The following is a 20546-nucleotide window of genomic DNA, read 5'->3' on the forward strand; positions in this document are numbered from 1 at the left end:
TTCCCTGCGGTGCTCAGCCGATCAGGTACCTCATCGCCTTCCTGAGCGCCGCGGCCTGCTCGGCCGCGCTGCCGAGCTGCTCCACCCCGAACCCCAGCAGCACCGTGTCCCTGGTGGTCACGGCGGCCGTGGTGTCGGCCTGGTCGCGGGCGAAGTCGCCGGCGCCGGTCGGGCTGCCCGCCGGCGGGCCGGGGACGGTCCACGGCCCGAGCCCGGTCTCGAAGCCCTCGGACTCGACCGCGGTGCCGCCCACGACGACGCGGGCGTCGTCCACGAACGCGCCCACCCCGCCGGTGCCGGGGTCGGTCACGTAGCTGATCGACACCTCGACCTGCTGCCCGGCGTACGCGGACAGGTCGAAGGCGACCTGGTGCCAGCCGCCCGTGTCAGGGCCGGTGGTGAACCGGTGCCACTGGCCCGTGGTGCCGGTCGGCGTGCAGGGGTTGCCCGGGGTCAGGTAGTGCAGCAACCACGGGTGCTCCTCCAGCAGGAACCCGGCCTCGCACTCGGCCGGTACGCCGGTGTCGGTGCCGCCGTTGAGGTCCGGCAGCGTCGTCCAGTTGTCCTGGCCGACGGTGTGGGCCTCGACGATGACGTTGTCGTAGCTCTCCTCCGTGTCGAAGGAGAGCTGGAAGGCCAGCTGCGGCTGCTGCGCCGCCGTCACGGAGCCCAGGTCGATCGTCCTGGTCAGCCGCATGTACGAGTCGTCGGCGTGCGGCCCGGCGACGTACCACTCGCCCTCGGCCGGATCGAACGGCCCCGGGGTGCCGAGCCGGTAGTCGGCCGCCGGCGTGCCGGTGAACCTCGGGAAGTCGGTGCCCATGGGAAGCAGGACCCCGGCCTCGTCCAGCGGGTTGTCCACCGTGGCGGGACCGCCGAACGTGCCGCTGAGCCCGGCCAGCGGGCCGGTGCCGGTGAAGCCGCTGGGGTCGGCGCGCGGGATGCGCCCGGCGACGCCCAGGTAGTACTGGGTGAAGTCGTCGGCCAGCAGCAGGCACTCGTCGAACAGGCCATCGATGGTGGTGACCACGCAGTCGGCGTCCGGGTTGCCGTCGAGGCCGTAGTAGATGCCGCCGACGATGGTGTCGAGGATGCCGTAGTACGCGGCGGTCTCGCCGGTGTAGAGGAGCTTGCCGCCCTCGTTGAGGTAGTCGCGGACGGAGATGGTCAGGTCCTGCTGGGACCGCTTGACGTCGGCGTCGGGCAGATCGCCGAGCGGGGTCACCGTGACCACGTCCTGCTGGTCCATGGACAGCCGGTTGTCGCCCAGCTCCCACACCAGGCCCTTGAAGTGCGACAGCACGCCGAGGTGGTGCGGCACGCCCTGGGCGTCCACGTCCCACGTCTCGGAGCCGTACCCGGCCGCCTTCAGCGCCTGCTGGTACGTGGCCGTGTACTTGGGCGCGGTCACCGACGCCGGGTAGTCGGGGTTGAGGCCCGTGTAGTCCTCGTTGGCCAGCACCAGCACCTTGGCGCCGGAGTCCTTGGCCAGCGTGTAGGTGAAGCGGCTGCTGGAGACGGTGCCGGCGCCCGGCTTGAAGCCGGTGAACCAGACCTCGACCCTGTCACCGGGTCTCGCGCCGCTCACGGTGCCGCGGTACTCGGCGAAGTACAGGTCGTTCTCGTCGCCGTACCGCTCGCCGCCCTTCCACTCGCTCACGGACCTGGTCTGCGTGGGGCCGCCGTTGATGCGATAACGCAGCGCCTTGGCGCCCAGCGACCGGCGCGCGATGACGGCCACCGGCTGCGGGTCGCCGTACGAGACGCTGAAGGAGTCCGGCCTGAAGTCCGGGACCGTGCGCCCGATCACGGAGACCGGCCTGTCCGGCGTGTGCACGGACTTGGCGGTGGCGACGGCCAGGGGGACGTTCATCAGGAACTCCTCCTGGATCAGCCGCTCGTCGTCGGGGAAGGTGAAGCCGAGGCCGCCGGCGCAGCTCTCCTCCGTCCACTCGTCGTCCGGGTACTTCGCCGCCGCCGCCTCGCACGTGGACATCTCGGGCGTGATGGACAGGGCGCCGCGCACGTTCGTCGTGTGCCCGTCGGTGTCGCCGTTGGTGGTGTAGAGCTCGGCGCCGATGTCCGGGTCGTACGTCGGCACGGCCGGGGTGGCGTCGTCGCCCAGCAGCGCCTCGAAGATCAGGTCGTCGGGCGCCGGGGTGGCCTGCTGCCAGCTGATCCCGTACAGGAGCAGCATGGCGGCCGAGTGGTAGTTGATCAGGTAGGTGAACTGCACCCGCCTGGTCAGGTTGTCGTACGCCACGGTCTCCGGCTCCGACTGCGGCGCCGCGCCGCGGTAGGTCTGGCTGGAGAACAGGCTGGAGGAGCCCTCGTCGTCGTAGCGCCACTTGTAGGCGAAGTTGCGGTTCGGGTCGACGCCGTCGTTGCTGGTGATCTGCCCGTCGCCGTCGTTGTCGCGCAGGTTCTTGCGCCACAGGCGGTTGCCGGGGGTGAAGGTGTGGTCGTAGCCGTCGGGGTTGGCGACCGGCAGGAACCACAGCTCGGTGGTGTTGACGAGCTGGGTCAGCTCGGCGTCGCTGCCGTAGCCGTCGAGGAAGTGGTGCAGCAGCCGCCGCACCATCTCGGGTGTGATCCACTCGCGGGCGTGCTGGGTGGCCGAGTAGAGGATGGCCCGGCGGCTGCCGTCACGCAGCTTGCGGGCGTCCTTGGTCACCTTGATCGCGGTGATCGGCGTGCCGTTGAGGCTGTTGCCGAGGTTGACGACCTTGGCGATGCCGGGCTTGGCGCCGGCCGCGGCGATGATCTCCTCGCGGATGCCGCCCGCGCCGGCGTACCTCTTGAACACCCCGTCGGCCTGCTGCGCCGCCCGGGCGCCGGCCGCCTGGGTCCTGAGGGTGACCCCCTGCTTCGCGAGCGTGTCGGCCAGCGCGGCGGCGAGGATGACCTCGACGGTGACCTTGCCGTCCGCCCGCTTGACGATCCGCATCTCCTCGCGGTCCACGCCGGCGGCCACGAGCGTGGCCAGCTGGTCCGCGGTGAGCTCGCCGGTGTAGACGAAGACCCCGTCCGGCCCCGCCGCTGGCTTCGGCACCGCCGAGGCGGGCGGGATCGTGAACAAGCCGAGTAACAGGAGCGTGCTCGCGAGCATGAGTAGTACGCGCTTCATCGCGCCTCCGAGAAGAAGCCCCCGAATGCCGCTAGGGATGCCCGCAATGTCTGCGTATGAGGGTGGCTTGTCAATCACCACGGCCACATCCGGTCAATGTTCAACCAACTGCCGACCGGATGCGAATCACCACGCGAACGGCCAGGAATGCGCGCGATTGCCCGCCGTAAAGAAAAACGGGCTGCCCCGCGAGGAGCAGCCCGTCACTGAGCTCTAGTCGTTGAGGTGCTGGCGCAGGTAGGACTCGACACCCTCGATCGGGATGCGCTCCTGGGCCATCGTGTCGCGCTCGCGGATCGTCACGGCCTGGTCTTCCAGCGTGTCGAAGTCGACCGTGATGCAGAACGGCGTGCCGATCTCGTCCTGCCGGCGGTAGCGGCGGCCGATGGCGCCCGCGTCGTCGAACTCGACGTTCCACCGCCGCCGGAGCTGGGCCGCCAGGTCGCGGGCCTTCGGCGACAGGTCGGCGTTGCGCGACAGCGGCAGCACCGCGGCCTTGACCGGCGCGAGCCGGTGGTCGAGCCGCATGACCGTGCGCTTCTCCATGACGCCCTTGGCGTTGGGCGCCTCGTCCTCGGTGTACGCGTCGAGCAGGAACGTCAGCGTGGCCCGGTCGACACCGGCCGCCGGCTCGATGACGTAGGGGACGTAACGCTCCCCGCTCTCCTGCTCGAAGAAGCTCAGGTCGACGCCCGACGCCTTGGAGTGGGCCGTCAGGTCGAAGTCGGTGCGGTTGGCGATGCCCTCGAGCTCACCCCACTCCGAGCCGGCGAAGTTGAAGCGGTACTCGATGTCGACGGTGCGCTTGGAGTAGTGGGACAGCTTGTCCTTGGGGTGCTCGTACAGGCGCAGGTTGTCCTTGTTGATGCCCAGGTCGGAGTACCAGCGGTAGCGCTCGTCGATCCAGTACTGGTGCCACTCCTCGTCGGTGCCGGGCTTGACGAAGAACTCCATCTCCATCTGCTCGAACTCGCGGGTGCGGAAGATGAAGTTGCCCGGCGTGATCTCGTTGCGGAACGACTTGCCCTGCTGGCCGATGCCGAACGGGATCTTCTTGCGCGCCGACTGCTGCACGTTGAGGTAGTTGATGAAGATGCCCTGGGCGGTCTCGGGCCGCAGGTAGGCCAGGCCCGACTCGTCCTCGACCGGGCCGAGGAAGGTCTTCAGCAGGCCGCTGAACTGCCTGGGCGCGGTGAAGGTGCCCTTGTTGCCGCAGTTGGGGCAGGTGATGTCGGCCAGGCCGGCCTCGGGCGCCTTGGCGTTCTTCTCCTCGTACGCCTCGATCAGGTGATCGGCGCGGAAGCGCTTGTGGCAGGACAGGCATTCGGTCAGCGGGTCGGTGAAGGTGTCGACGTGGCCGCTGGCCCGCCACACCTCGGGCGCCAGGATGACGCAGGAGTCGAGGCCCACCACGTCGTCGCGCGACTGGACCATCGACAGCCACCACTGCCGCTTGACGTTGTTCTTCAGCTCGACGCCCAGTGGACCGTAGTCCCACGACGCGCGCAGTCCGCCGTAGATCTCGCTCGACGGGTAGACGAGCCCGCGGCGCTTGGCGAGGCTGACGATGGTGTCCATGACGTCGGTGCGTCGTGCCATGTGGTTGGTTCTCTTTCCGGCTGGAGGTCGGCGAGGGAAATTGGTGAGATCCCAGCTTAGGGGACGGGCACCCGCTCTCGCGCGGGAGTAATGCTACGCCCCGTCCCGGGTGTAGACGTCCTCGTACGCACTGGGCTCGTTCAGCATCAGAATCATCAGGGGATACATCACCATTCGGGCGGCGGACAGCGCCCTGCGGTAGAAGCCGGCGCCCTCCCATTCCGTCACCAGCGCCCACAGATTGGGCTCGTCCACCGAGCGGGCCAGCCGGCCCCGCTGGTAGCCGGGCTGGGTGGCGAACGTGTCGAGGATGGCGTGGCCCTGCTTGACGAAGTCTTGGGACTGGGACTCTGGAACGGTGTATCGGATCACGGCGAGCACCCGACCAGCCTAAAGGCGGTGGCCTCGCGTGTGACCCCGAACGTGCGCGAGGCCCGCGCCCGGGGCCCGATCTCCCGTAGGCTTCGGGGCGTGGCCCCTGACAACAAGCAGCCCCAGGGCGAGCGGTTCTTCACGCCGGGCGCGACCGGTTTCCGCAAGGCGGTCGAGCAGCGCAGCGCGGTGCCGATGACGTTCCTGTTCACGCAGGTGCCCCGGTGGGTGGCGCCGGTCCTGCTGGTGATCCTGCTGCTGACGGGGTTCGCCGTGACGAGCTGGCTGGGCGGGCTGGCCGTGCTGCCGGTGCTCGCCTTCGTGGGGTGGCTGGCCTACCTGTCGTGGCCGTCCCTGGGCGTCGGCGGGAAGCTGTTGCGGGTCGCCGTGCTCACCTTCCTGGTGCTCCTGGTGGCGACCCGCTTCGGGGCTCTCTAGGGCGTTCGCGGCTCTCTACGGCGAGTGCCGTCTAGGGCAGCAGCGTGTAGCTGGGGAAGTTGCCCGGGAGGCGTTCGCCGTCCGGGCCGCTGGTGGCGGCGCGGACGAGCAGGTCGCCGCCGACGAACGCGCCGCGCCACGACGCGCCGAACCCGCCGAACAGCTCATCGCGGTCCCCGCGCGAGCGCGGCCGGTTGTGACCGACCTTGAAGGCGCGCACCTCGGGCGCGAGCCGGGCGAAGGTGTCCTCCGACTCGCAGGAAAGGGTGGCCACCAGGGCGCCGTTGCTGGCGTTCATCGCGGCCAGCAGCTCCGCCTCCGTGTCCACCAGCACGATCGTGTCCACGGGGCCGAACGGCTCCGCGTGGTGGAGGGGTGAGGAGGGCGGCGGGTTGAGCAGCGCCGTCGGAGCAAAGTAAGCGGAAATATCCTGACCGGGGAGGAAATGTCCGGAGTCGAGGGACGCCCGGTGGATCGGCACGCCGCCCCTCGTGACCGCCTCGTCCACCTGGTCGGCCAGTTCCTTGGCCTTCGAGGCGTTGATCAGCGGGCCGAAGTCGAGCGAGGGCAGCTCGTCGTCCGGATCCGCCACGGCCAGCGGGTGGCCGAACCGCAGCGAGCCGACCGCATCCAGGTAGGCCCCCAGGAACTCGTGGAACAGCGAGCGCTGCACGACGAAGCGCGGGTAGGCGGTGCAGCGCTGCTTGGCGTAGTCGAAGGAGCCGCGGATCTGCCGGGCGAGCAGGTCCCAGTCGCCGTACTCCCAGACGCCCCAGCAGTTCAGCCCCTCCTGCTCCAGCACGTGACGCCGCCCGAGGTCGGCCAGCGAGGTGGCCACCTTGGCCCCGGCGCCCCTGCCGCCCACGAACGACACGCAGCCCAGCGAGCCCGAGCCGACGAGCACCGGCGACAGCTCCGCCCCTCCCCCGCTGACCAGCGTGAACGGCAACCCCTCCCGTACGGCCAGCGCGCAGGCGAGGGTGAGGCAGCACAGGCCGCCGTCGGTGGGTGTCTTGGCGATCACCGCGTTGCCGGCCAGCGCCTGCACGAGCATGGAGTGCATGAGCACGCTCATCGGATAGTTCCAGCTCGCGATGTTGCTGACCGGGCCCGGCAGCGGCGTGCGGCCGGCCACCATGCGGTCGATCTCCTCGACGTACCAGCGCACGCCGTCCAGGCAGCGGTCCACGTCGGCGCAGGCGGTCTTCCACGGCTTGCCGATCTCCCAGACCAGCAGCAGGGCGAGCAGGTCGCGGTGCGCGGCCATGGACTCCACGGCCGCCAGGACCATGGCCTTGCGCTCGGCGAGCGGCAGGTGGCGCCAGCGCTGGTGCTCCTCGACGGCGCCCGCCACGGCCCGCCCCGCGCCGGCCCGGTCGAGTTTGGGCAGGCCGGCGATGGCGGTGCCGTCGAGCGGCGAGAAGCCGGGCACCGGCCGCCCGTCGCGGTGCCAGATGCCGCCCCAGTGATTCAGCACGCGGTCGTCGTGGAAGGCTTCGGGGGCCGCCGAACAGCAACGTTCGTAGGCGTCCCGCCAGGACGTGCCCGGCTTGAGCCGCATGTCCATCCTCCTCAGTCGCATCTTGGTCGGATTCGATCAGATCGCGGTCGCATCCCGTTCGGATCTCAGTCGGACCAGTCGGCGGTGATGAGCTCGGGCAGCGGCTCGAACTCCTTGACGGACTCCAGCGATGGGCCCATGGCGGCGTTCGCCTCGCGCTCCACCATCACCTCCACCAGCACCGGCAGCCTCTTGTCCGCGGCCTCGGCGGTGGCCCAGGCCAGCGCGTCGCGGATGTCGCCGGGCAGCTCCACCCGGCGCGCCGGGCAGCCGAACGCCTCCATGGCCTTGACATGGTCGATGCCGCCCTCCCCGTAGTGCAGGTCGACGGCGTAGTTCATGCCGTACGGGAGCTCCGCCTGCCTGATCAGCCCCAGGTACTCGTTATTGATCATGACGATGACGAACGGCACCCGGTACTGTGCCGCCACCGCCACCTCCTCCATCAGGAACTGGAAGGAGTAGTCGCCGACCACCGCCACGACCTGCCGCTCGGGATGGGCGAGCTTGACCCCCATGGCGGCGGGCACCTCCCAGCCCAGCGGCCCCGCCTGCCCGCAGACCAGGTAGCGGCGCGGCAGGTAGGTGGTCTGGAACTGGCCGGACCAGATCTGGTACAGCCCGATCGCGGTGACGAACGTGGTGTCCCGCGGGAAGTACTCGTTGATCTCCTTGAACACCCTGGGCGGCTTGATCGGCACGTCCTCGAAGTCGTCCCTGCGGCCCATCGTGCCGCGCAGCTCGGCCACCCTGCGCGGCCACTTGCCCGGCTCCCTCGGCCCGCCGCGGCGGCGCGCCTCGTCGCGCAGCTCGGCCAGCACCGGGCGGGCGTGCCCGAGCACGCCCAGGTCGGGCTCGAAGACCCGTCCGATCTGCATGGGGTCGATGTCCACGTGCACGAACTTGCGCCCCCGCCGGTAGACGTCGAGGTCGCCGGTGTGCCGGTCGCCGAAGCGGGCGCCCACGGCCAGCACCAGGTCGCTCTCCAGGAACGCGGCGTTGCCCCACCGCGTCTGCGTCTGTATGCCGGCCATCCCGGCGAACAGCGGGTGGTCCTCGGGGAAGGCCCCCTTGCCCATGAGCGTGACCTGCACCGGGACCTGCAGGTGCTCGGCCAGCGCCCGCAGCTCCTCGGTCGCGTCGCCGATGATCACGCCACCGCCCGCCAGGATGATCGGCCGCCTGGCCTCCTCCATGAGGTCCATGGCCGCCCGGACGGCCTTGGGCAGCGGGCGGGGCACCTCGACGGGCAGCGGCGCGTCCAGCGCGGGGTCGTACCGGCAGGAACCGCGCTGGACGTCGAGCGGGAGGTCGATGAGCACGGGGCCGGGCCGTCCTGACCGGGCGACCCTGAACGCCTCCCTGAACAGCCACGGCGCCTGCGCGGGCTCCTTGAGCTGCACCGCCCACTTGGTCACCGGCTTGGCGATCTCCACGATGTCCACCGCCTGGAACGCCTCCTGGTGCAGCTTGGAGGTCACGGCCTGCCCGGTGACGCAGATCATCGGGATCGAGTCGGCCAGCGCGGTGTAGAGGCCGGTGATCATGTTCGTGCCGGCGGGGCCGCTGGTGCCGATGCAGACGCCGACGTTCCCGGTGACCCTGGCCCAGCCGTCGGCCGCGTGGGTGCCGCCCTCCTCGTGGCGTACGGTGATGTGCCGGATCGAGCTGTTCTGGAGCGCGGCGTAGAGCGGGAGGATGGCCGCGCCGGGGATGCCGAAGACGGTGTCCACCCCCTCCGACTCCAGCACCTGGACCACGGCCTCCATGCAGGGGATCTTCTTCACGCGTTCAGCCTTTCGATCACCTTGAGCAGGGCGGAGTGGTCGAGCGAGCCGTGGCCCTGCGCCCTGGCCGCGGCCACGAGCTGGGCGACCTGACCGGTGAGCGGCAGGCTGACGCCGGCCTCGCGGGCCGCGGCCAGGGCGATGCCCATGTCCTTGTGGTGCAGGTCGATGCGGAAGCCGGGGACGAACTCCCGCTTGACCATGGTGTGCCGCTTGAGCTCCAGGATCCGGGAGCCCGCCAGGCCGCCGGCCAGCACGTCGAGCCCCTGCGCCGGGTCCACGCCCGAGGCCTCCAGCAGCACGATCGCCTCCGACACGAGCCCGTAGATGCCGCCGACGACGAGCTGGTTGGCGGCCTTGACGGTCTGGCCCGCGCCGGCCGGGCCGACGTGCACGACGGTGACGCCGAGGCGGTCCAGGACGGGCCTGGCCGCCTCGACGTCCTCCGGCGCGCCGCCGACCATGATCGACAGGGTGCCGTCGATCGCGCCGCGCTCGCCGCCGCTGACGGGGGCGTCCAGGGCCCGTACGCCGGCCTCGGCGGCCCGCCTGGCGACCCACCGGGAGGTCTCGGGCTTGATCGTGCTCATGTCGATGTAGAGGAGGTTCGGCTTGCCGTACTCGATGACGAGCGGCGCGACCTGCTCCACCTGTGGCGAGTCGGGCAGCATCGTGATCACGACGTCCGCGCCGGCGACCGCGTCCACCACGCCCGTGGCGGCCTTGCCGCCCAGGGCGACGAGCTGCCCGAGGCGCTCGCTGCTCACGTCATAACCGGTCACGACATATCCGGCTTTGAGGAGGTTGGCGGCCATCGGGCTGCCCATGATCCCCAAGCCGACGAACCCGATGTTCATCCTTGCCTCCAGTCGAACGCGCCCGGCCCCTCGTGCCGGTACTCCAGGCCGACGTGGCCGCGGTACCCCGCCGCCTCCAGGTGCGCGAAGATCTCCGGGTACGGCATCCGCCCGCTCCCCGGCCGCCCCCTGCCGGGATCGTCGGCGATCTGCACGTGCCCGAACCGGCCCGCGTGCCGGTCGATGAGCGCGAGCACGTCCTCGCCCATCCGGTGCAGGTGGTAGAGGTCGGCCAGGAACGCCACGTTGTCCCTGCCCACCTGGTCGATGAGCTCGAACGCCGAGCCCGCCGAGGTGATCGGGTAGAGCGGGTTCTCGTGGGAGTTGAGCGCCTCGACGACCACGGTGGCGCCGATGCCCCTGGCCGCGTCCGCCGCCCTGCGCAGGTTCGCCACGGCCAGCTCCCTGTCGGTGCCGGGGCCGTTGCCGTACAGGGCGTTCAGCACCGGGCAGCCCAGCTCGCCGGCGAGCTGGACGGCGACGTCGATGTTGGCCTGGAAGCGGGCCGAGCCCTCGGGCCTGGCCAGCAGGCCGCGCTCGCCCGCCGCCATGTCGCCGGCGTCGAAGTTGAGCCCGACGAGGCGCACCCCGGCCTCCTCGATGGCCTGCCGCAGCTCCGCCAGGGCCGCGCCGCCGGGGTCAGGGCCGTCGAACGGCCACCACAGCTCGACCGCGTCGAACCCGCACTTGGCCGCCGCCGCCGGGCGCTCCAGCAGCGGCAGGTCGGTGAAGAGGATGGAGAGGTTGACGTCGAATCTCATGACAGCACCGATCGCATGAGCCGGGCGGTCTCCGAGGGGGTCCTGCCGACGCGCACGCCGACCGCCTCCAGGGCCTCCTTCTTGGCCTGGGCGGTGCCGGACGAGCCGGAGACGATCGCGCCCGCGTGGCCCATCGTCTTGCCCTCGGGGGCGGTGAAGCCCGCCACGTAGGCCACGACCGGCTTGGTGACGTTCGCGGCGATGTAGGCGGCGGCGCGCTCCTCGGCGTCGCCGCCGATCTCCCCGATCATCACGATGGCGTCGGTGCCCGGGTCGTCCTGGAACGCCTGGAGGCAGTCGATGTGCGTGGTGCCGATGACCGGGTCGCCGCCGATGCCGACGGCGGTGGAGAAGCCGAGGTCGCGCAGCTCGTACATGAGCTGGTAGGTGAGCGTGCCCGACTTCGAGACCAGCCCGATGCGGCCCGCGGAGGTGATGTCGGCGGGGATGATGCCGGCCGAGGACTGGCCGGGGCTGATCAGGCCGGGGCAGTTGGGCCCGATGATCCTGGTCCGGCCGCCCGCCAGGGCGCGGAAGCGCACGGCGTCGTGCACCGGCACGCCCTCCGTGATCACCACGCAGAGCGGCACCTCCGCCGTCACGGCCTCCTCCACGGCCGAGGCGGTGAAGCGCGGCGGCACGAAGATCACCGACACGTCGGCCCCGGTCTCCGCCGCCGCCTCGGCGACCGAGCCGAACACCGGCACCGTCCGCTCCCCGAAGTCCACCGACCGGCCGCCCTTGCCGGGCGTCACCCCGGCCACGATGTCGGTGCCGGCGGCGAGCATGCGGGCGGTGTGGCGGGTGCCCTCCGCGCCCGTCATGCCCTGGACGAGTACCCGGCTGTCCTTGGTCAGAAAGATCGCCATTTACGCACCTGCCGCGAGTCTGGCCGCCATCTCGGCGGCGCCGTCCATGGTTGCGACCTGGCGGACCGCCGGGTGGCGGGCATCGCTGAGGATGCGCCGGCCCACCTCGGCGTTGTTGCCGTCCAGCCGTACGACGATGGGCGTGCCGTGGCCGCGCTCGCCGAGCAGCTCCAGCGCGGTGACGATGCCGTTCGCCACCGCGTCGCAGGCCGTGATGCCGCCGAAGACGTTGACCAGCACCGAGCGCACGTCGGGGTCGGCCAGGATGATCTCCAGCCCGTCGGCCATGACCTGGGCGGACGCGCCGCCGCCGATGTCGAGGAAGTTCGCGGGGTCGGCCCCCGCCCCGGCCACCACGTCGAGCGTGCTCATGACCAGCCCGGCGCCGTTGCCGATCACGCCGACCGTGCCGTTCAGCTTGACGTAGTTGAGCCCCTTGGCCTTGGCGCGGTCCTCCAAGCTGTCCGTGCTCTCGGCGTAGCCCTCCCAGGGGTGGCGGAAGGCCGAGTTGTCGTCCAGGGTGACCTTGCCGTCGAGCGCCATGATCCGCTGGTCGGTGGTGCAGATCAGCGGGTTCACCTCGACGAGCAGCGCGTCCTCCTCGATCAGGACCCGCCACAGCTTCTCCAGCACCGGGGCCGCCTGCTCTGGCAGGCCGGCCTTGGCCGCCAGCAGCTTGGCCGTGTCGGCGTCCACGCCCGTCACGGGGTCGATCGGCAGCTTCACGAGGGCGTCGGGGTCGGTGGCCGCCAGCTCCTCGATCTCCATGCCGCCCTGGCCCGACACCATCGCCAGGAACCCGCCCTCGGCGCGGTCCACCAGGAAGGCCGCGTAGTACTCCTCGAACGGCACCGTCGCGGCCTCCACCAGCACGCGGCGCGCGATGTGCCCCTTGATGTCCATTCCGATGACGCGATCGGCCTCCGCCTCGGCCGCGACCGGCCCCGCCGCCGGTCTGATCCCGCCTGCCTTGCCCCGTCCACCGGTCTTCACCTGGGCCTTGATGACAACGGGCGTGCCCAGCCCTGCCGCGATCTCGCGGGCCTCGGCCGGGGTGGCCGCGGTCCGGCCTGCGGGAACAGGGATCCCGTGACGCCCGAAGAGCTCCTTCGCCTGGTATTCGTACAGGTCCATTCGAGCCTCCTTTGTAGACGGTATACCGTATGGAGTATCCTCCGTCTAGGGTCTCGACAGGGGTCTGTATAGCGGGATATTCCATACAGTATGGAGAATGCAATTAAGGACTGGCGGGGGCGGTCGTACCGTCCGGGGCCGGTCCCCGCCGACCGCACCCGCATGTTCCGGCTGGCCCTGGCCGCGATGGCGGCGATCAGCCCGCTCCAGTACGGCTACGCCGCGCTGCACGCCAGGCAGGCCTCCGGGCTGACCCTGCTCGCGATCTGGATCGCCTGCCAGGCCGCGGGTGCCCTGCCCGCGCTCCACCTCGTCCGGCGGGGGCGGCTCGGCGTGCGCGCCTGCCTGTCGGCCGGCGCCGTCCTGAGCGGCCTCGGCCTGGTCACCGCGGCCCTGGCGCCCGGTGTCCCCGGCCCGTCCGGGCCGGTGCCGGGCAACGGCCCGTCGGCACCGGGCGCCGCCGGCCTGCCCGCCCTGATGCCGGGCGCCGGCGACCTGGCGGCGTTGCTCTCCACCGGCGGGCTCCTCACGCTCGCCGGTTACGCCGTGCTCGGCGGGCTGGGGGCGGGGCTGGTCTACGGGGTCTGCGGCGAGGTCGTCTCCTCCTGGTACCCGGAGCGCCCGGCCGCCCGCGTCGGCCTGATCACCGGTGCCTTCGGGTACGGCGCGGTGCCCCTGCTGCTCTGGGCCGGGATCGCGCCGAGCATGGCCCCGGCCGCCTTCCTGGTCTGCGCCGTCCTGGCCACGGCCGTCATCGCCGCCGCCGCCCGCCACCTCCGGCTCCCGCCGGCCCAGTGGTGGCCCGGCGACGTGGACCCGCGCACGCACGCCCTGGACGCGGCCAGGTTGCGTACCTCCCCAGAGGCGGTCAAGCAGTTCGGGCTCGCGCAGGCGCTGCGCACGCGCACGCTCCCGGCGCTCGCGCTGATGCTGGTGTGCGCGGGAGCGGTGTCCGTGTTCGACGTGATCGTGGTGGCGGGCACCGGCGCCTGGGGCGCGCTGGCCCTGCTGGTGGCGCTGAACGGCGCGGGCAGGTCGGCGGCCATGCGCGCGGCCGAGCTCTTCGGCCGCCGCCGGGTCCTCGCGGGCGTCTTCGGCGCGCTGGCGCTGGGCCAGGTCCTCCTGGCGGTGGCCGTCCAGAACGCGGCGCAGGGGACGGCCGTCGCCGTGCCGGAGGCGACGGTGGGCACCCCCTTGCTGTGGCTCGGGGCGGTGGCGGCCGGGCTGGGCGGCGGGGCGTTCTACCCCCTGCTCGCCAGCCTCGTACGCGAGCTGTTCGGCACCGAACGCGCCACCGAGATCCACGCGGTCGTCTACAGCGCCAAGGCCGTGGCGGGCGTGGTGGCGGTGTCCCTGGCCCTCGCCGCGCTGACCGCCCCCGGCGGCGCCCTGCTGGCCGCGGCCGCGCTGGCGGCCCTGCCCGCCCTGGCGACGCCGCGCCTGCGCATCCCGGGCCTGCCCGCCACGATCCCGCTGTGACACCGTCCCAGCCCAGGGGGCGACGCCCTGTAACACAACGGGCTGTGACGCGACGCTCTGTGACGAGACTCACGAACGCGGATAACCCCCAGACGGTATGCTGTAGGCAGTCGACCAAAAACCGTAAAAGCACCCATACCTGGAGACGTCACCATGTTGCTGTCGGATCAGGCCGGTCAGACGGCGGCCCCCAAGATTCCCCGCCCCGCCACGCTCAGGGAGAGCGTGATCGAGGCCATCCAGGAGCTCATCGTCTCCGGCCAGCTCAAGCCCGGCCAGCATCTGGTCGAGAGCGAGCTGGCCGAGCTGCTCGGCGTCTCCAGGCAGCCCGTACGCGAGGCGCTCCAGCAGCTCAGCGGCGAGGGCTGGGTCGATCTCCACCCGGGCCAGGGCGCGTTCGTGCACGTGCCCACCGTGGAGGAGGCCGACCAGCTCCTCGCGGTCCGCACGCTGCTGGAGACCGAGTCCGCCCGGCTCGCCGCGCTTCACGCCGGCGAGGACGGCGTGAAGCGGCTGCGCGCCCTGTGCGCCCGCGGCATCGCCGCCGTGCAGTCCGACGACGTGGACGGCGCCGTGGCGACCAACTCCGAGCTGCACACCCTGGTGACGGCGCTGTCGGGCAACAAGGTGCTGGCCGAGCTGGCCGCCCAGGTGGCCAGGCGGGTGCGCTGGTACCACACGCCGGTGGCCCGCCAGCGCGGCATGGCGTCGTGGGACGAGCACAAGGCGCTGATCGACGCCATCGAGGCCGGCGACGAGCGCAAGGCCGCGAAGATCATGCGGGAGCACACCGAGCACACCCGCGCCTCGTACATGGAGCAGCGGGAGGGCGAGCCCGCGGAGCCAGCTCCCAAGCCGGCGCGCCGCCGCAGGCCCCGCCGGCTCGGGTGACCCACCGGCCCGGTGCCCCACCAGCTCGGGTGACCTGCCGGCCCGGGGTGACCCGACGGCGGGGTTGACCTGACGTTCACAGAAATCCACATGCTCCGAAACACCCCGGGTAGAGGGTGGGAGCCATACCGATCGGAGGTGTATGACCGTGAAGGCGTTGTGGCGCTTTCTCCGTGGTGATCCTCTGGGCCAGGCGGCGGACGGCCGAGCCATCGGCCTCGGCCTGAGCGCAGCGCTCAGGAAGCACTACTCGGCGGACGAGGCGGACCGCTACCTGCGCCAGTGGAGCGCGCAGCAGGAGCACGAGGTCCGCGAGCAACCGCGTCACTGAGCCGCGGCAGGGGGGCGGCCACCCACAAGCAGCCACCGGCCCCCGCGCGCGGCCCGTTCAGCGATCGGCGGTTTCCGGCTCCTCCACCTTCCTCCTGGCGTCGCGAGACGACTTCACCAAGCTGAGGATGGTGGTGACGGCGAGAGTGCCGAGGATGATCCCGAGAGAGACCAGGATCGGGATCTCCGGCGCCCAGGACACCCCGTCGTGGTGCAGGGCTTCCAGGATCAGCTTCACGCCGATGAACGCCAGCACCACCGACAGCCCCTTGCTCAGGTAGACCAGCCGGTCGAGCAGGCCCCCGATGAGGAAGAAGAGCTGCCGCAGCCCCATGAGGGCGAAGGCGTTGGCGGTGAACACCAGGTAGGGCTCCTTGGTGAGCCCGAAGATGGCCGGGATCGAGTCCAGCGCGAACAGCAGGTCGGTGGTGCCGATCGCGACCATCACGATCAGCATCGGGGTGACCATCCTGCGCCCGTGGTGCACGGTCAACCGGGCGCCGTGGTAGGTGTCCGTCGTCGGCAGCACCCGGCGCACCGTGCGCAGGGCGATGTTCTCGGAGAACTCCGCCTCCTCCTCCTCGTGCCCGATCAGCTTCCACGCCGTGTAGACGAGGAAGGCGCCGAACACGTAGAAGAGCCAGTCGAACCTGGCGACGGCCTCCGCGCCGGCGGCGATGAAGCCGCCACGCATGACCAGCGCCAGGATGATGCCGATGAGCAGTACCTTCTGCCGGTACTGCCGCGGCACCTGGAACCGGCTCATGATCAGCAGGAAGACGAAGAGGTTGTCCACGCTGAGCGAGTACTCGGTGATCCAGCCGGCGAAGAACTCCCCTCCGTGCGCCGGCCCGGACAGCAGGAGCAGTCCCACGCCGAAGACCACGGCCAGGCCCACGTAGAACGAGACCCAGCCCACGCACTCCTTGAAGCTGGGCTCGTGCGGATTGCGGGCCACGAGCCAGAAGTCGAGCGCGAGCACCAGGCAGAAGCCGCCGATGGTGGCGGCCCAGACCCAGAACGGCAGATCCATCGCCGGGACCATCTACCTGCCCCCCTTCCCTGCACTCTTCCCTGCACTCTTCCCTGCACTCTTACGGGCGCTCTTGCGCGCGCCGACGATCCGGGCGAAGCGGAGGTACTTCTCGAGCAGTTCCCCGGCGAGCGGGTTGTCGCCGGCCCTGCGCATGAGCCAGTGCGGCATGAACCGCTCGTGCACCCACAGGAAGCCGATCGCGAAGCCGAGGGCGATCATCGCCTGGTACGCCAGGAACGGCCCCACTCCTTCGAGCAGGCCGCCCGTCGGGGCCAGGATCTCCTGGGCCAGCCTGGACACCGGGAAGGCGGCCATCCAGTACAGGCCGACGGGGCCGAAGGTGCCGGGGCGGAAGACGCCGTGGCCGAGCAGCATGCTGTAGAGACCGCCGAAGAGGGCCAGCGGCGTGGCCAGCGCCAGCGCCGCGAGCCCCGCCATGCCGGTGGACTGCCCCGCGAGCAGGGTCAGCCCACCGGCCATGGCTCCGGCGACGGCTCCGATAGACGCCCCTGGCAGGGCGAGTTCGAGGCTGTGCCGTCCGACCATCAGCCCACGACCACACCGTAGGCGAACAGGCTGTAGAGCAGCATCCCCAGGTAGAACACCGCGCCGAAGCCGATGATGACGTTCGACCACCACCTGGGCCTGATCGGCTTGGGCAGCATGCGGTTGTTCACCAGGAGCAGGGTCACGCAGTACGCGCCCATCGCGAACGTCGACAGGAACGCCAGCGTGTCCAGGATCCCGCTGGGACCGTCGGCGGGGCCGAACAGCAGGACCAGGATGCCGAACAGGATCACGCCCCAGAGGAAGACGGCGTACAGCTTCGACATGCCCAGCTTCTTCGCCCCTGGGATGAAGTTGTAGGTCATGTCCGCCTGGCCGCGCGAGAACGAGTCGAACAGCCCCAGCGTCGCGTTCAGGCCGATCAGCGCGATGAACCCGAGGAAAACGACCCCGAGAACCGAGCTGCCCGCCGAGGAGACGGCGTTCGACATCGCGGTCAGCGCCACCTCCCGGTCGTCGCCCTGAATGGCCGTCCGCACGGCCGGGTCGAGCCGCACCGCCGCCTGCGCGATCACCGTGAAGGAGATCGTGACCAGCATGGTGATGCCCCAGAACAGCAGCAGCGCGTCGAAGGTGACCCAGCGCCGCCAGCCCTTCCACTTGGCCATCTCGGCCGGGTCCTCGGTGTCGAACATGAACCCGCGGGACGGCCGCTCCTCCTCCTCGCCCGCGTGGCGCAGCCCGCGGATCTTCGGCTGGTGCGCGCCCATGCCGGCGCCGGAGTCACGCAGGTGCAGCGTGTACCACATCTGCTGCATGCCCGAAGGGCCGGCGAAGGCGCAGGCGCCGACGATGACGGGGAACCAGGCGGCCGTCATGGCCTCCGCCGGCAGGTAGCCGATGGAGAACATGCCGGTGATCGTGGTGACCACGTCTCCCCAGGAGCCGACCATGGCCGCGACCACGGCGGTGCCGAGCACGAGCGCACCGATCAGCAGGGAGAGCACGTTCTCGAGCAGGTTGTAGATCACCTTGGCGAGGGTGAAGACCACGCCGACGAGGATCAACCCGGCGATCGCGGTCACCATCCAGGGTATTCCGGTGATCTCCTCGAACGCCGCCGCTCCGGCCGACAGGTGTCCCGGCCAGATGTAGACGGCGATCGCCACGATGAAGAAGAACCACATCAGCGGTTTGAACACCCTGGCCGCGCCGGAGAAGATGCTCTCCCCCGTGGCCATGGCGTAGCGGGCCATCTCCAGCATCACCACGGCCTGCAGGGTGACGCCGATCAGGAACAGCCACCTGATCTCGGGCCCGAACAGCAGCACCAGCCGGGGCCACATGTACGACTCGCCCATGCCCACGCCCAGGGCGACGAGGAACACCGTCGGCCCGAGAATGTGCACCGAGGGAGGCGCGTCGGGGAGCTTCCTGATGGGCATCGGCTCGAGCCGGCCCGCTTTCCATACTCGTTGATCCTCGACCGGCGGCGTGGCCGTCGCCGGTGGTGTATTCGATGTGTCCACCTACGGACCTCCTGGGGGGTTGTTGCCTTCCTCTGCGCCCCGAATTGCCCCCTCGCCTGGTGCTGCTGGAGCTCGGCTCTTAGCCCAGCAGCCCGGCCGCCCTGGCCCAGCGGTACTTGGCACCGAGGACCGCCACGGGCTTTTCCGTCGTGTACGGGTACGCGACCACGCCATGCTCGAACAGGTACTCGCTGGCCTCCTCAACCTCGGTGTCGCCGGCCAGTGACGCCACGACCGGCTTGACGTTGCCCTTCGCCCGCTCTTCCGCCACCACGCGGGCGATGAGCTCGGCGAAGACCATCGGCGGCGTCACGATCGTGTGCCAGTAGCCCAGGACGAGCGCGTGGATGCGCTCGTCGCTCAGGCCGAGGCGGACCGTGTTCTCGTAGGTCGAGGGTGGCTCGCCGCCGGTGATGTCGATGGGGTTGCCCGCCGCGCCGAACGGCGGGATGTAGGCGCGGAACGCCTTGTCCAGGTCGTCGGGGATGTCCATGAGGGTCAGCCCCGCGTCCACGATGGCGTCGGACAGCAGCACGCCCGAGCCGCCCGCGCCGGTGATGATGACGACGTTCTCGCCCTTGGGCGCCGGCAGGATCGGCAGCGCGCGGGCGTACTCCAGCATGTCGTTGAGGCCGGGTGCGCGCACCACGCCGGCCTGGCGCAGGATGTCGTCGTAGACCTTGTCGTCGCCGGCCAGCGCGCCGGTGTGCGAGCCCGCGGCCCGCGCGCCCATCGCGGTGCGCCCGGCCTTGAGCACGATGACCGGCTTCTCCTTGACCACGCGGCGGGCGGCCTCGACGAAGCCGCGCCCGTCCTTGAGGTCCTCCAGGTGCATGGCCACGGCCTTGGTGTTGTCGTCCTGCTCGAAGAAGGTCAGCAGGTCGTCCTCGTCCACGTCGGCCTTGTTGCCGACGCCGACGATGGCCGAGACGCCCATCTTGGTGGTGCGGCTGAAGCCCAGGATGGCCATGCCGATGCCGCCGCTCTGGGAGGTCAGCGCCACGCTGCCGCGCACGTCGTACGGGGTGCAGAAGGTCGCGCAGAGGTTCTCCGGCGTGTAGTAGTAGCCGTAGATGTTGGGGCCGAGCATGCGCACGCCGTGCCTGCGGGCGATCTCGACGATCTCCTTCTGGCCCTCGACGTTCCCGGTCTCGGCGAACCCGGACGGGATCATGATCGCGCCCGCGACGCCCTTCTCGCCGACCTCCTCCAGCGAGGCGGCGACGAACTTGGCGGGGATCGCGAAGACGGCCACGTCCACGTCGCCGGGCACGTCCGCGACGCTCTTGTACGCCTTGAGCCCCATGATCTCGTCGGCCTTGGGGTTGATCGGGTAGATGTGCCCCTGGTAGCCGCCGTTGATGAGGTTCTTCATGACCGAGTTGCCGATCTTGCCGGTCTCGGCCGAGGCGCCGATCACGGCGACGGAGCGCGGCTTGAAGATGCGCTTCATCTGCCGCAGGATCTCCTCGCGCGGCAGCCGCTCGACCTCGGGCTGCGGCTCGCCGATGAGGATGCGCACGTCGGCGGCGACCGCGCCGTTCGCGTCGGCGAAGACGGGGTTGAGGTCCACCTCGACGATCTCGGGGATGTCCGTGACGAGCCTGCCGACGCGCTCGATCAAGCTCGCCAGCGCCTGCCTGTTCGCGGGCTCGGCCCCGCGAGCACCGCGCAGCACCTCGGCCGCCCTGATGTCGTCCAGCATCCTGAGCGCATCATCACCCGAAACCGGGGCAAGTCGGAAGGTCACGTCCTTCAACACCTCGACCAGGACGCCGCCGAGGCCGAACGCGATCACCTTGCCGAAGGTGGGATCGGTGACCGCGCCCACGATGACCTCGTGGCCGCCGCCGACGAGCTGCTGCACCTGGATGCCGTCGATCTTCGCGTCGGGGTTGTAGGCGCGGGCGTTGGCCAGGATCGTCTCGTACCCCTGCCGCACCTCCTCCTCGCTCCTCAGGCCGACCAGCACGCCGCCGGCGTCGGTCTTGTGCAGGATGTCGGGCGAGACGATCTTCAGCACGACCGGGAGCCCGATCTCCACCGCCAGCCGCGCCGCCTCGTCCGCCGAGGTGGCCAGCCCTTCGCCCGGGGTGGCGATGCCGTACGCCTGGCACAGCTCGCGGCCCTCCGGAGCCGTCAGGGCGTTACGCCCTTCGGCGAGTGCCTTCTCGATGACTTCCCTGGCGGCCGCTGCGCTCATGGTCGCGCTCCCCACGGGCCCGCCCTGGTTACGCGAGCTGCCGCTGACGGCCCCTACTCGCCGCTC

The 20546-nt window shown here is 70.7% G+C and carries 17 protein-coding genes; 4 read left to right on the forward strand and 13 right to left on the reverse strand.

The window, feature by feature from the left end; genetic code table 11:
* Window positions 1-13: 13 nt before the first annotated feature.
* The 3 genes from ACBJ32_RS24285 to ACBJ32_RS24295 all read right to left on the reverse strand — a co-directional run bounded on the left by ACBJ32_RS24285 (window position 14) and on the right by ACBJ32_RS24295 (window position 5098).
* Complete coding sequence (locus ACBJ32_RS24285) at window positions 14-3127, reverse strand: M14 family zinc carboxypeptidase (RefSeq protein WP_375128644.1); 3114 nt, start codon at window positions 3125-3127, stop codon at window positions 14-16.
* A gap of 213 nt (window positions 3128-3340) precedes the next feature.
* Window positions 3341-4726 carry a glycine--tRNA ligase gene (locus ACBJ32_RS24290; protein ID WP_375128645.1) on the reverse strand — a complete coding sequence of 462 codons (1386 nt, stop codon included), beginning with the start codon at window positions 4724-4726 and terminating at the stop codon, window positions 3341-3343.
* Window positions 4727-4819: 93 nt separating this feature from the next.
* On the reverse strand, window positions 4820-5098 hold the full coding sequence (locus ACBJ32_RS24295; RefSeq protein ID WP_375128646.1) for an antibiotic biosynthesis monooxygenase family protein: 279 nt from the start codon (window positions 5096-5098) through the stop codon (window positions 4820-4822).
* Window positions 5099-5197: 99 nt separating this feature from the next.
* Between ACBJ32_RS24295 and ACBJ32_RS24300 the strand changes: the two genes are divergently transcribed.
* On the forward strand, window positions 5198-5536 hold the full coding sequence (locus ACBJ32_RS24300) for a DUF6703 family protein (protein WP_375128647.1): 339 nt from the start codon (window positions 5198-5200) through the stop codon (window positions 5534-5536).
* A gap of 31 nt (window positions 5537-5567) precedes the next feature.
* On the opposite strand, the gene ACBJ32_RS24305 is transcribed toward ACBJ32_RS24300, so the two are convergent.
* Genes ACBJ32_RS24305 through sucC form a run of 6 tightly spaced genes read right to left on the reverse strand, consistent with a single transcriptional unit; the run spans window position 5568 to window position 12505 of the window.
* Entirely contained in the window at window positions 5568-7103 is a 1536-nt protein-coding gene (locus ACBJ32_RS24305) for an aldehyde dehydrogenase family protein (RefSeq protein ID WP_375128648.1), read from the reverse strand.
* A gap of 59 nt (window positions 7104-7162) precedes the next feature.
* Complete coding sequence (gcl, locus tag ACBJ32_RS24310; protein ID WP_375128649.1) at window positions 7163-8884, reverse strand: glyoxylate carboligase; 1722 nt, start codon at window positions 8882-8884, stop codon at window positions 7163-7165.
* A complete protein-coding gene (locus tag ACBJ32_RS24315) occupies window positions 8881-9741 on the reverse strand; it encodes an NAD(P)-dependent oxidoreductase (protein ID WP_357870816.1) in 861 nt (286 codons plus the stop codon). Before ACBJ32_RS24315 ends, gcl begins: the two co-directional genes overlap by 4 nt.
* On the reverse strand, window positions 9738-10502 hold the full coding sequence (locus ACBJ32_RS24320; RefSeq protein WP_357870813.1) for a TIM barrel protein: 765 nt from the start codon (window positions 10500-10502) through the stop codon (window positions 9738-9740). Before ACBJ32_RS24320 ends, ACBJ32_RS24315 begins: the two co-directional genes overlap by 4 nt.
* Window positions 10499-11371, reverse strand: coding sequence for a succinate--CoA ligase subunit alpha (sucD, locus tag ACBJ32_RS24325; protein WP_357870810.1), 873 nt, complete (start codon window positions 11369-11371; stop codon window positions 10499-10501). Before sucD ends, ACBJ32_RS24320 begins: the two co-directional genes overlap by 4 nt.
* Window positions 11372-12505, reverse strand: a complete 1134-nt coding sequence (sucC, locus tag ACBJ32_RS24330; protein ID WP_375128650.1) for an ADP-forming succinate--CoA ligase subunit beta — start codon at window positions 12503-12505, stop codon at window positions 11372-11374.
* Window positions 12506-12595: 90 nt separating this feature from the next.
* Here sucC and ACBJ32_RS24335 point away from each other — a divergent pair, with 90 nt between their 5' ends.
* The 3 genes from ACBJ32_RS24335 (at window position 12596) to ACBJ32_RS24345 (ending at window position 15206) form a co-directional block, all read left to right on the forward strand.
* Window positions 12596-13984 carry a hypothetical protein gene (locus ACBJ32_RS24335; protein ID WP_375128651.1) on the forward strand — a complete coding sequence of 463 codons (1389 nt, stop codon included), beginning with the start codon at window positions 12596-12598 and terminating at the stop codon, window positions 13982-13984.
* A 153-nt stretch (window positions 13985-14137) separates the two neighbouring features.
* Entirely contained in the window at window positions 14138-14875 is a 738-nt protein-coding gene (locus ACBJ32_RS24340; protein ID WP_357870801.1) for a GntR family transcriptional regulator, read from the forward strand.
* A 148-nt stretch (window positions 14876-15023) separates the two neighbouring features.
* Complete coding sequence (locus ACBJ32_RS24345; RefSeq protein WP_375128652.1) at window positions 15024-15206, forward strand: hypothetical protein; 183 nt, start codon at window positions 15024-15026, stop codon at window positions 15204-15206.
* A gap of 57 nt (window positions 15207-15263) precedes the next feature.
* Here ACBJ32_RS24345 and ACBJ32_RS24350 read toward each other — a convergent pair whose 3' ends face one another.
* The 4 genes from ACBJ32_RS24350 to ACBJ32_RS24365 all read right to left on the reverse strand — a co-directional run bounded on the left by ACBJ32_RS24350 (window position 15264) and on the right by ACBJ32_RS24365 (window position 20480).
* A complete protein-coding gene (locus ACBJ32_RS24350; protein ID WP_375128653.1) occupies window positions 15264-16238 on the reverse strand; it encodes a TerC family protein in 975 nt (324 codons plus the stop codon).
* A 12-nt stretch (window positions 16239-16250) separates the two neighbouring features.
* Entirely contained in the window at window positions 16251-16721 is a 471-nt protein-coding gene (locus tag ACBJ32_RS24355) for a hypothetical protein (RefSeq protein ID WP_375128654.1), read from the reverse strand.
* Between the two features lie 65 nt (window positions 16722-16786).
* Window positions 16787-18193, reverse strand: a complete 1407-nt coding sequence (locus tag ACBJ32_RS24360) for an Nramp family divalent metal transporter (protein WP_375128655.1) — start codon at window positions 18191-18193, stop codon at window positions 16787-16789.
* A 163-nt stretch (window positions 18194-18356) separates the two neighbouring features.
* On the reverse strand, window positions 18357-20480 hold the full coding sequence (locus tag ACBJ32_RS24365; RefSeq protein ID WP_375128656.1) for an acetate--CoA ligase family protein: 2124 nt from the start codon (window positions 20478-20480) through the stop codon (window positions 18357-18359).
* Window positions 20481-20546 lie beyond the last annotated feature (66 nt).

It is taken from the genome of Nonomuraea sp. GTA35 (assembly GCF_041950525.1).
Classification (GTDB): Bacteria; Actinomycetota; Actinomycetes; order Streptosporangiales; family Streptosporangiaceae; genus Nonomuraea.

Coding starts and splice junctions, on each gene's coding strand:
- ACBJ32_RS24285 (WP_375128644.1), bottom strand. CDS start 3,127: ATGAAGCGCGTACTACTCATGCTCGCGAGCACGCTCCTGTTACTCGGC.
- ACBJ32_RS24340 (WP_357870801.1), top strand. CDS start 14,138: ATGTTGCTGTCGGATCAGGCCGGTCAGACGGCGGCCCCCAAGATTCCC.
- ACBJ32_RS24350 (WP_375128653.1), bottom strand. CDS start 16,238: ATGGATCTGCCGTTCTGGGTCTGGGCCGCCACCATCGGCGGCTTCTGC.
- ACBJ32_RS24290 (WP_375128645.1), bottom strand. CDS start 4,726: ATGGCACGACGCACCGACGTCATGGACACCATCGTCAGCCTCGCCAAG.
- ACBJ32_RS24365 (WP_375128656.1), bottom strand. CDS start 20,480: ATGAGCGCAGCGGCCGCCAGGGAAGTCATCGAGAAGGCACTCGCCGAA.
- sucD (WP_357870810.1), bottom strand. CDS start 11,371: ATGGCGATCTTTCTGACCAAGGACAGCCGGGTACTCGTCCAGGGCATG.
- ACBJ32_RS24335 (WP_375128651.1), top strand. CDS start 12,596: ATGGAGAATGCAATTAAGGACTGGCGGGGGCGGTCGTACCGTCCGGGG.
- ACBJ32_RS24360 (WP_375128655.1), bottom strand. CDS start 18,193: ATGCCCATCAGGAAGCTCCCCGACGCGCCTCCCTCGGTGCACATTCTC.
- ACBJ32_RS24315 (WP_357870816.1), bottom strand. CDS start 9,741: ATGAACATCGGGTTCGTCGGCTTGGGGATCATGGGCAGCCCGATGGCC.
- ACBJ32_RS24305 (WP_375128648.1), bottom strand. CDS start 7,103: ATGGACATGCGGCTCAAGCCGGGCACGTCCTGGCGGGACGCCTACGAA.
- ACBJ32_RS24355 (WP_375128654.1), bottom strand. CDS start 16,721: ATGGCCGGTGGGCTGACCCTGCTCGCGGGGCAGTCCACCGGCATGGCG.
- ACBJ32_RS24320 (WP_357870813.1), bottom strand. CDS start 10,502: ATGAGATTCGACGTCAACCTCTCCATCCTCTTCACCGACCTGCCGCTG.
- sucC (WP_375128650.1), bottom strand. CDS start 12,505: ATGGACCTGTACGAATACCAGGCGAAGGAGCTCTTCGGGCGTCACGGG.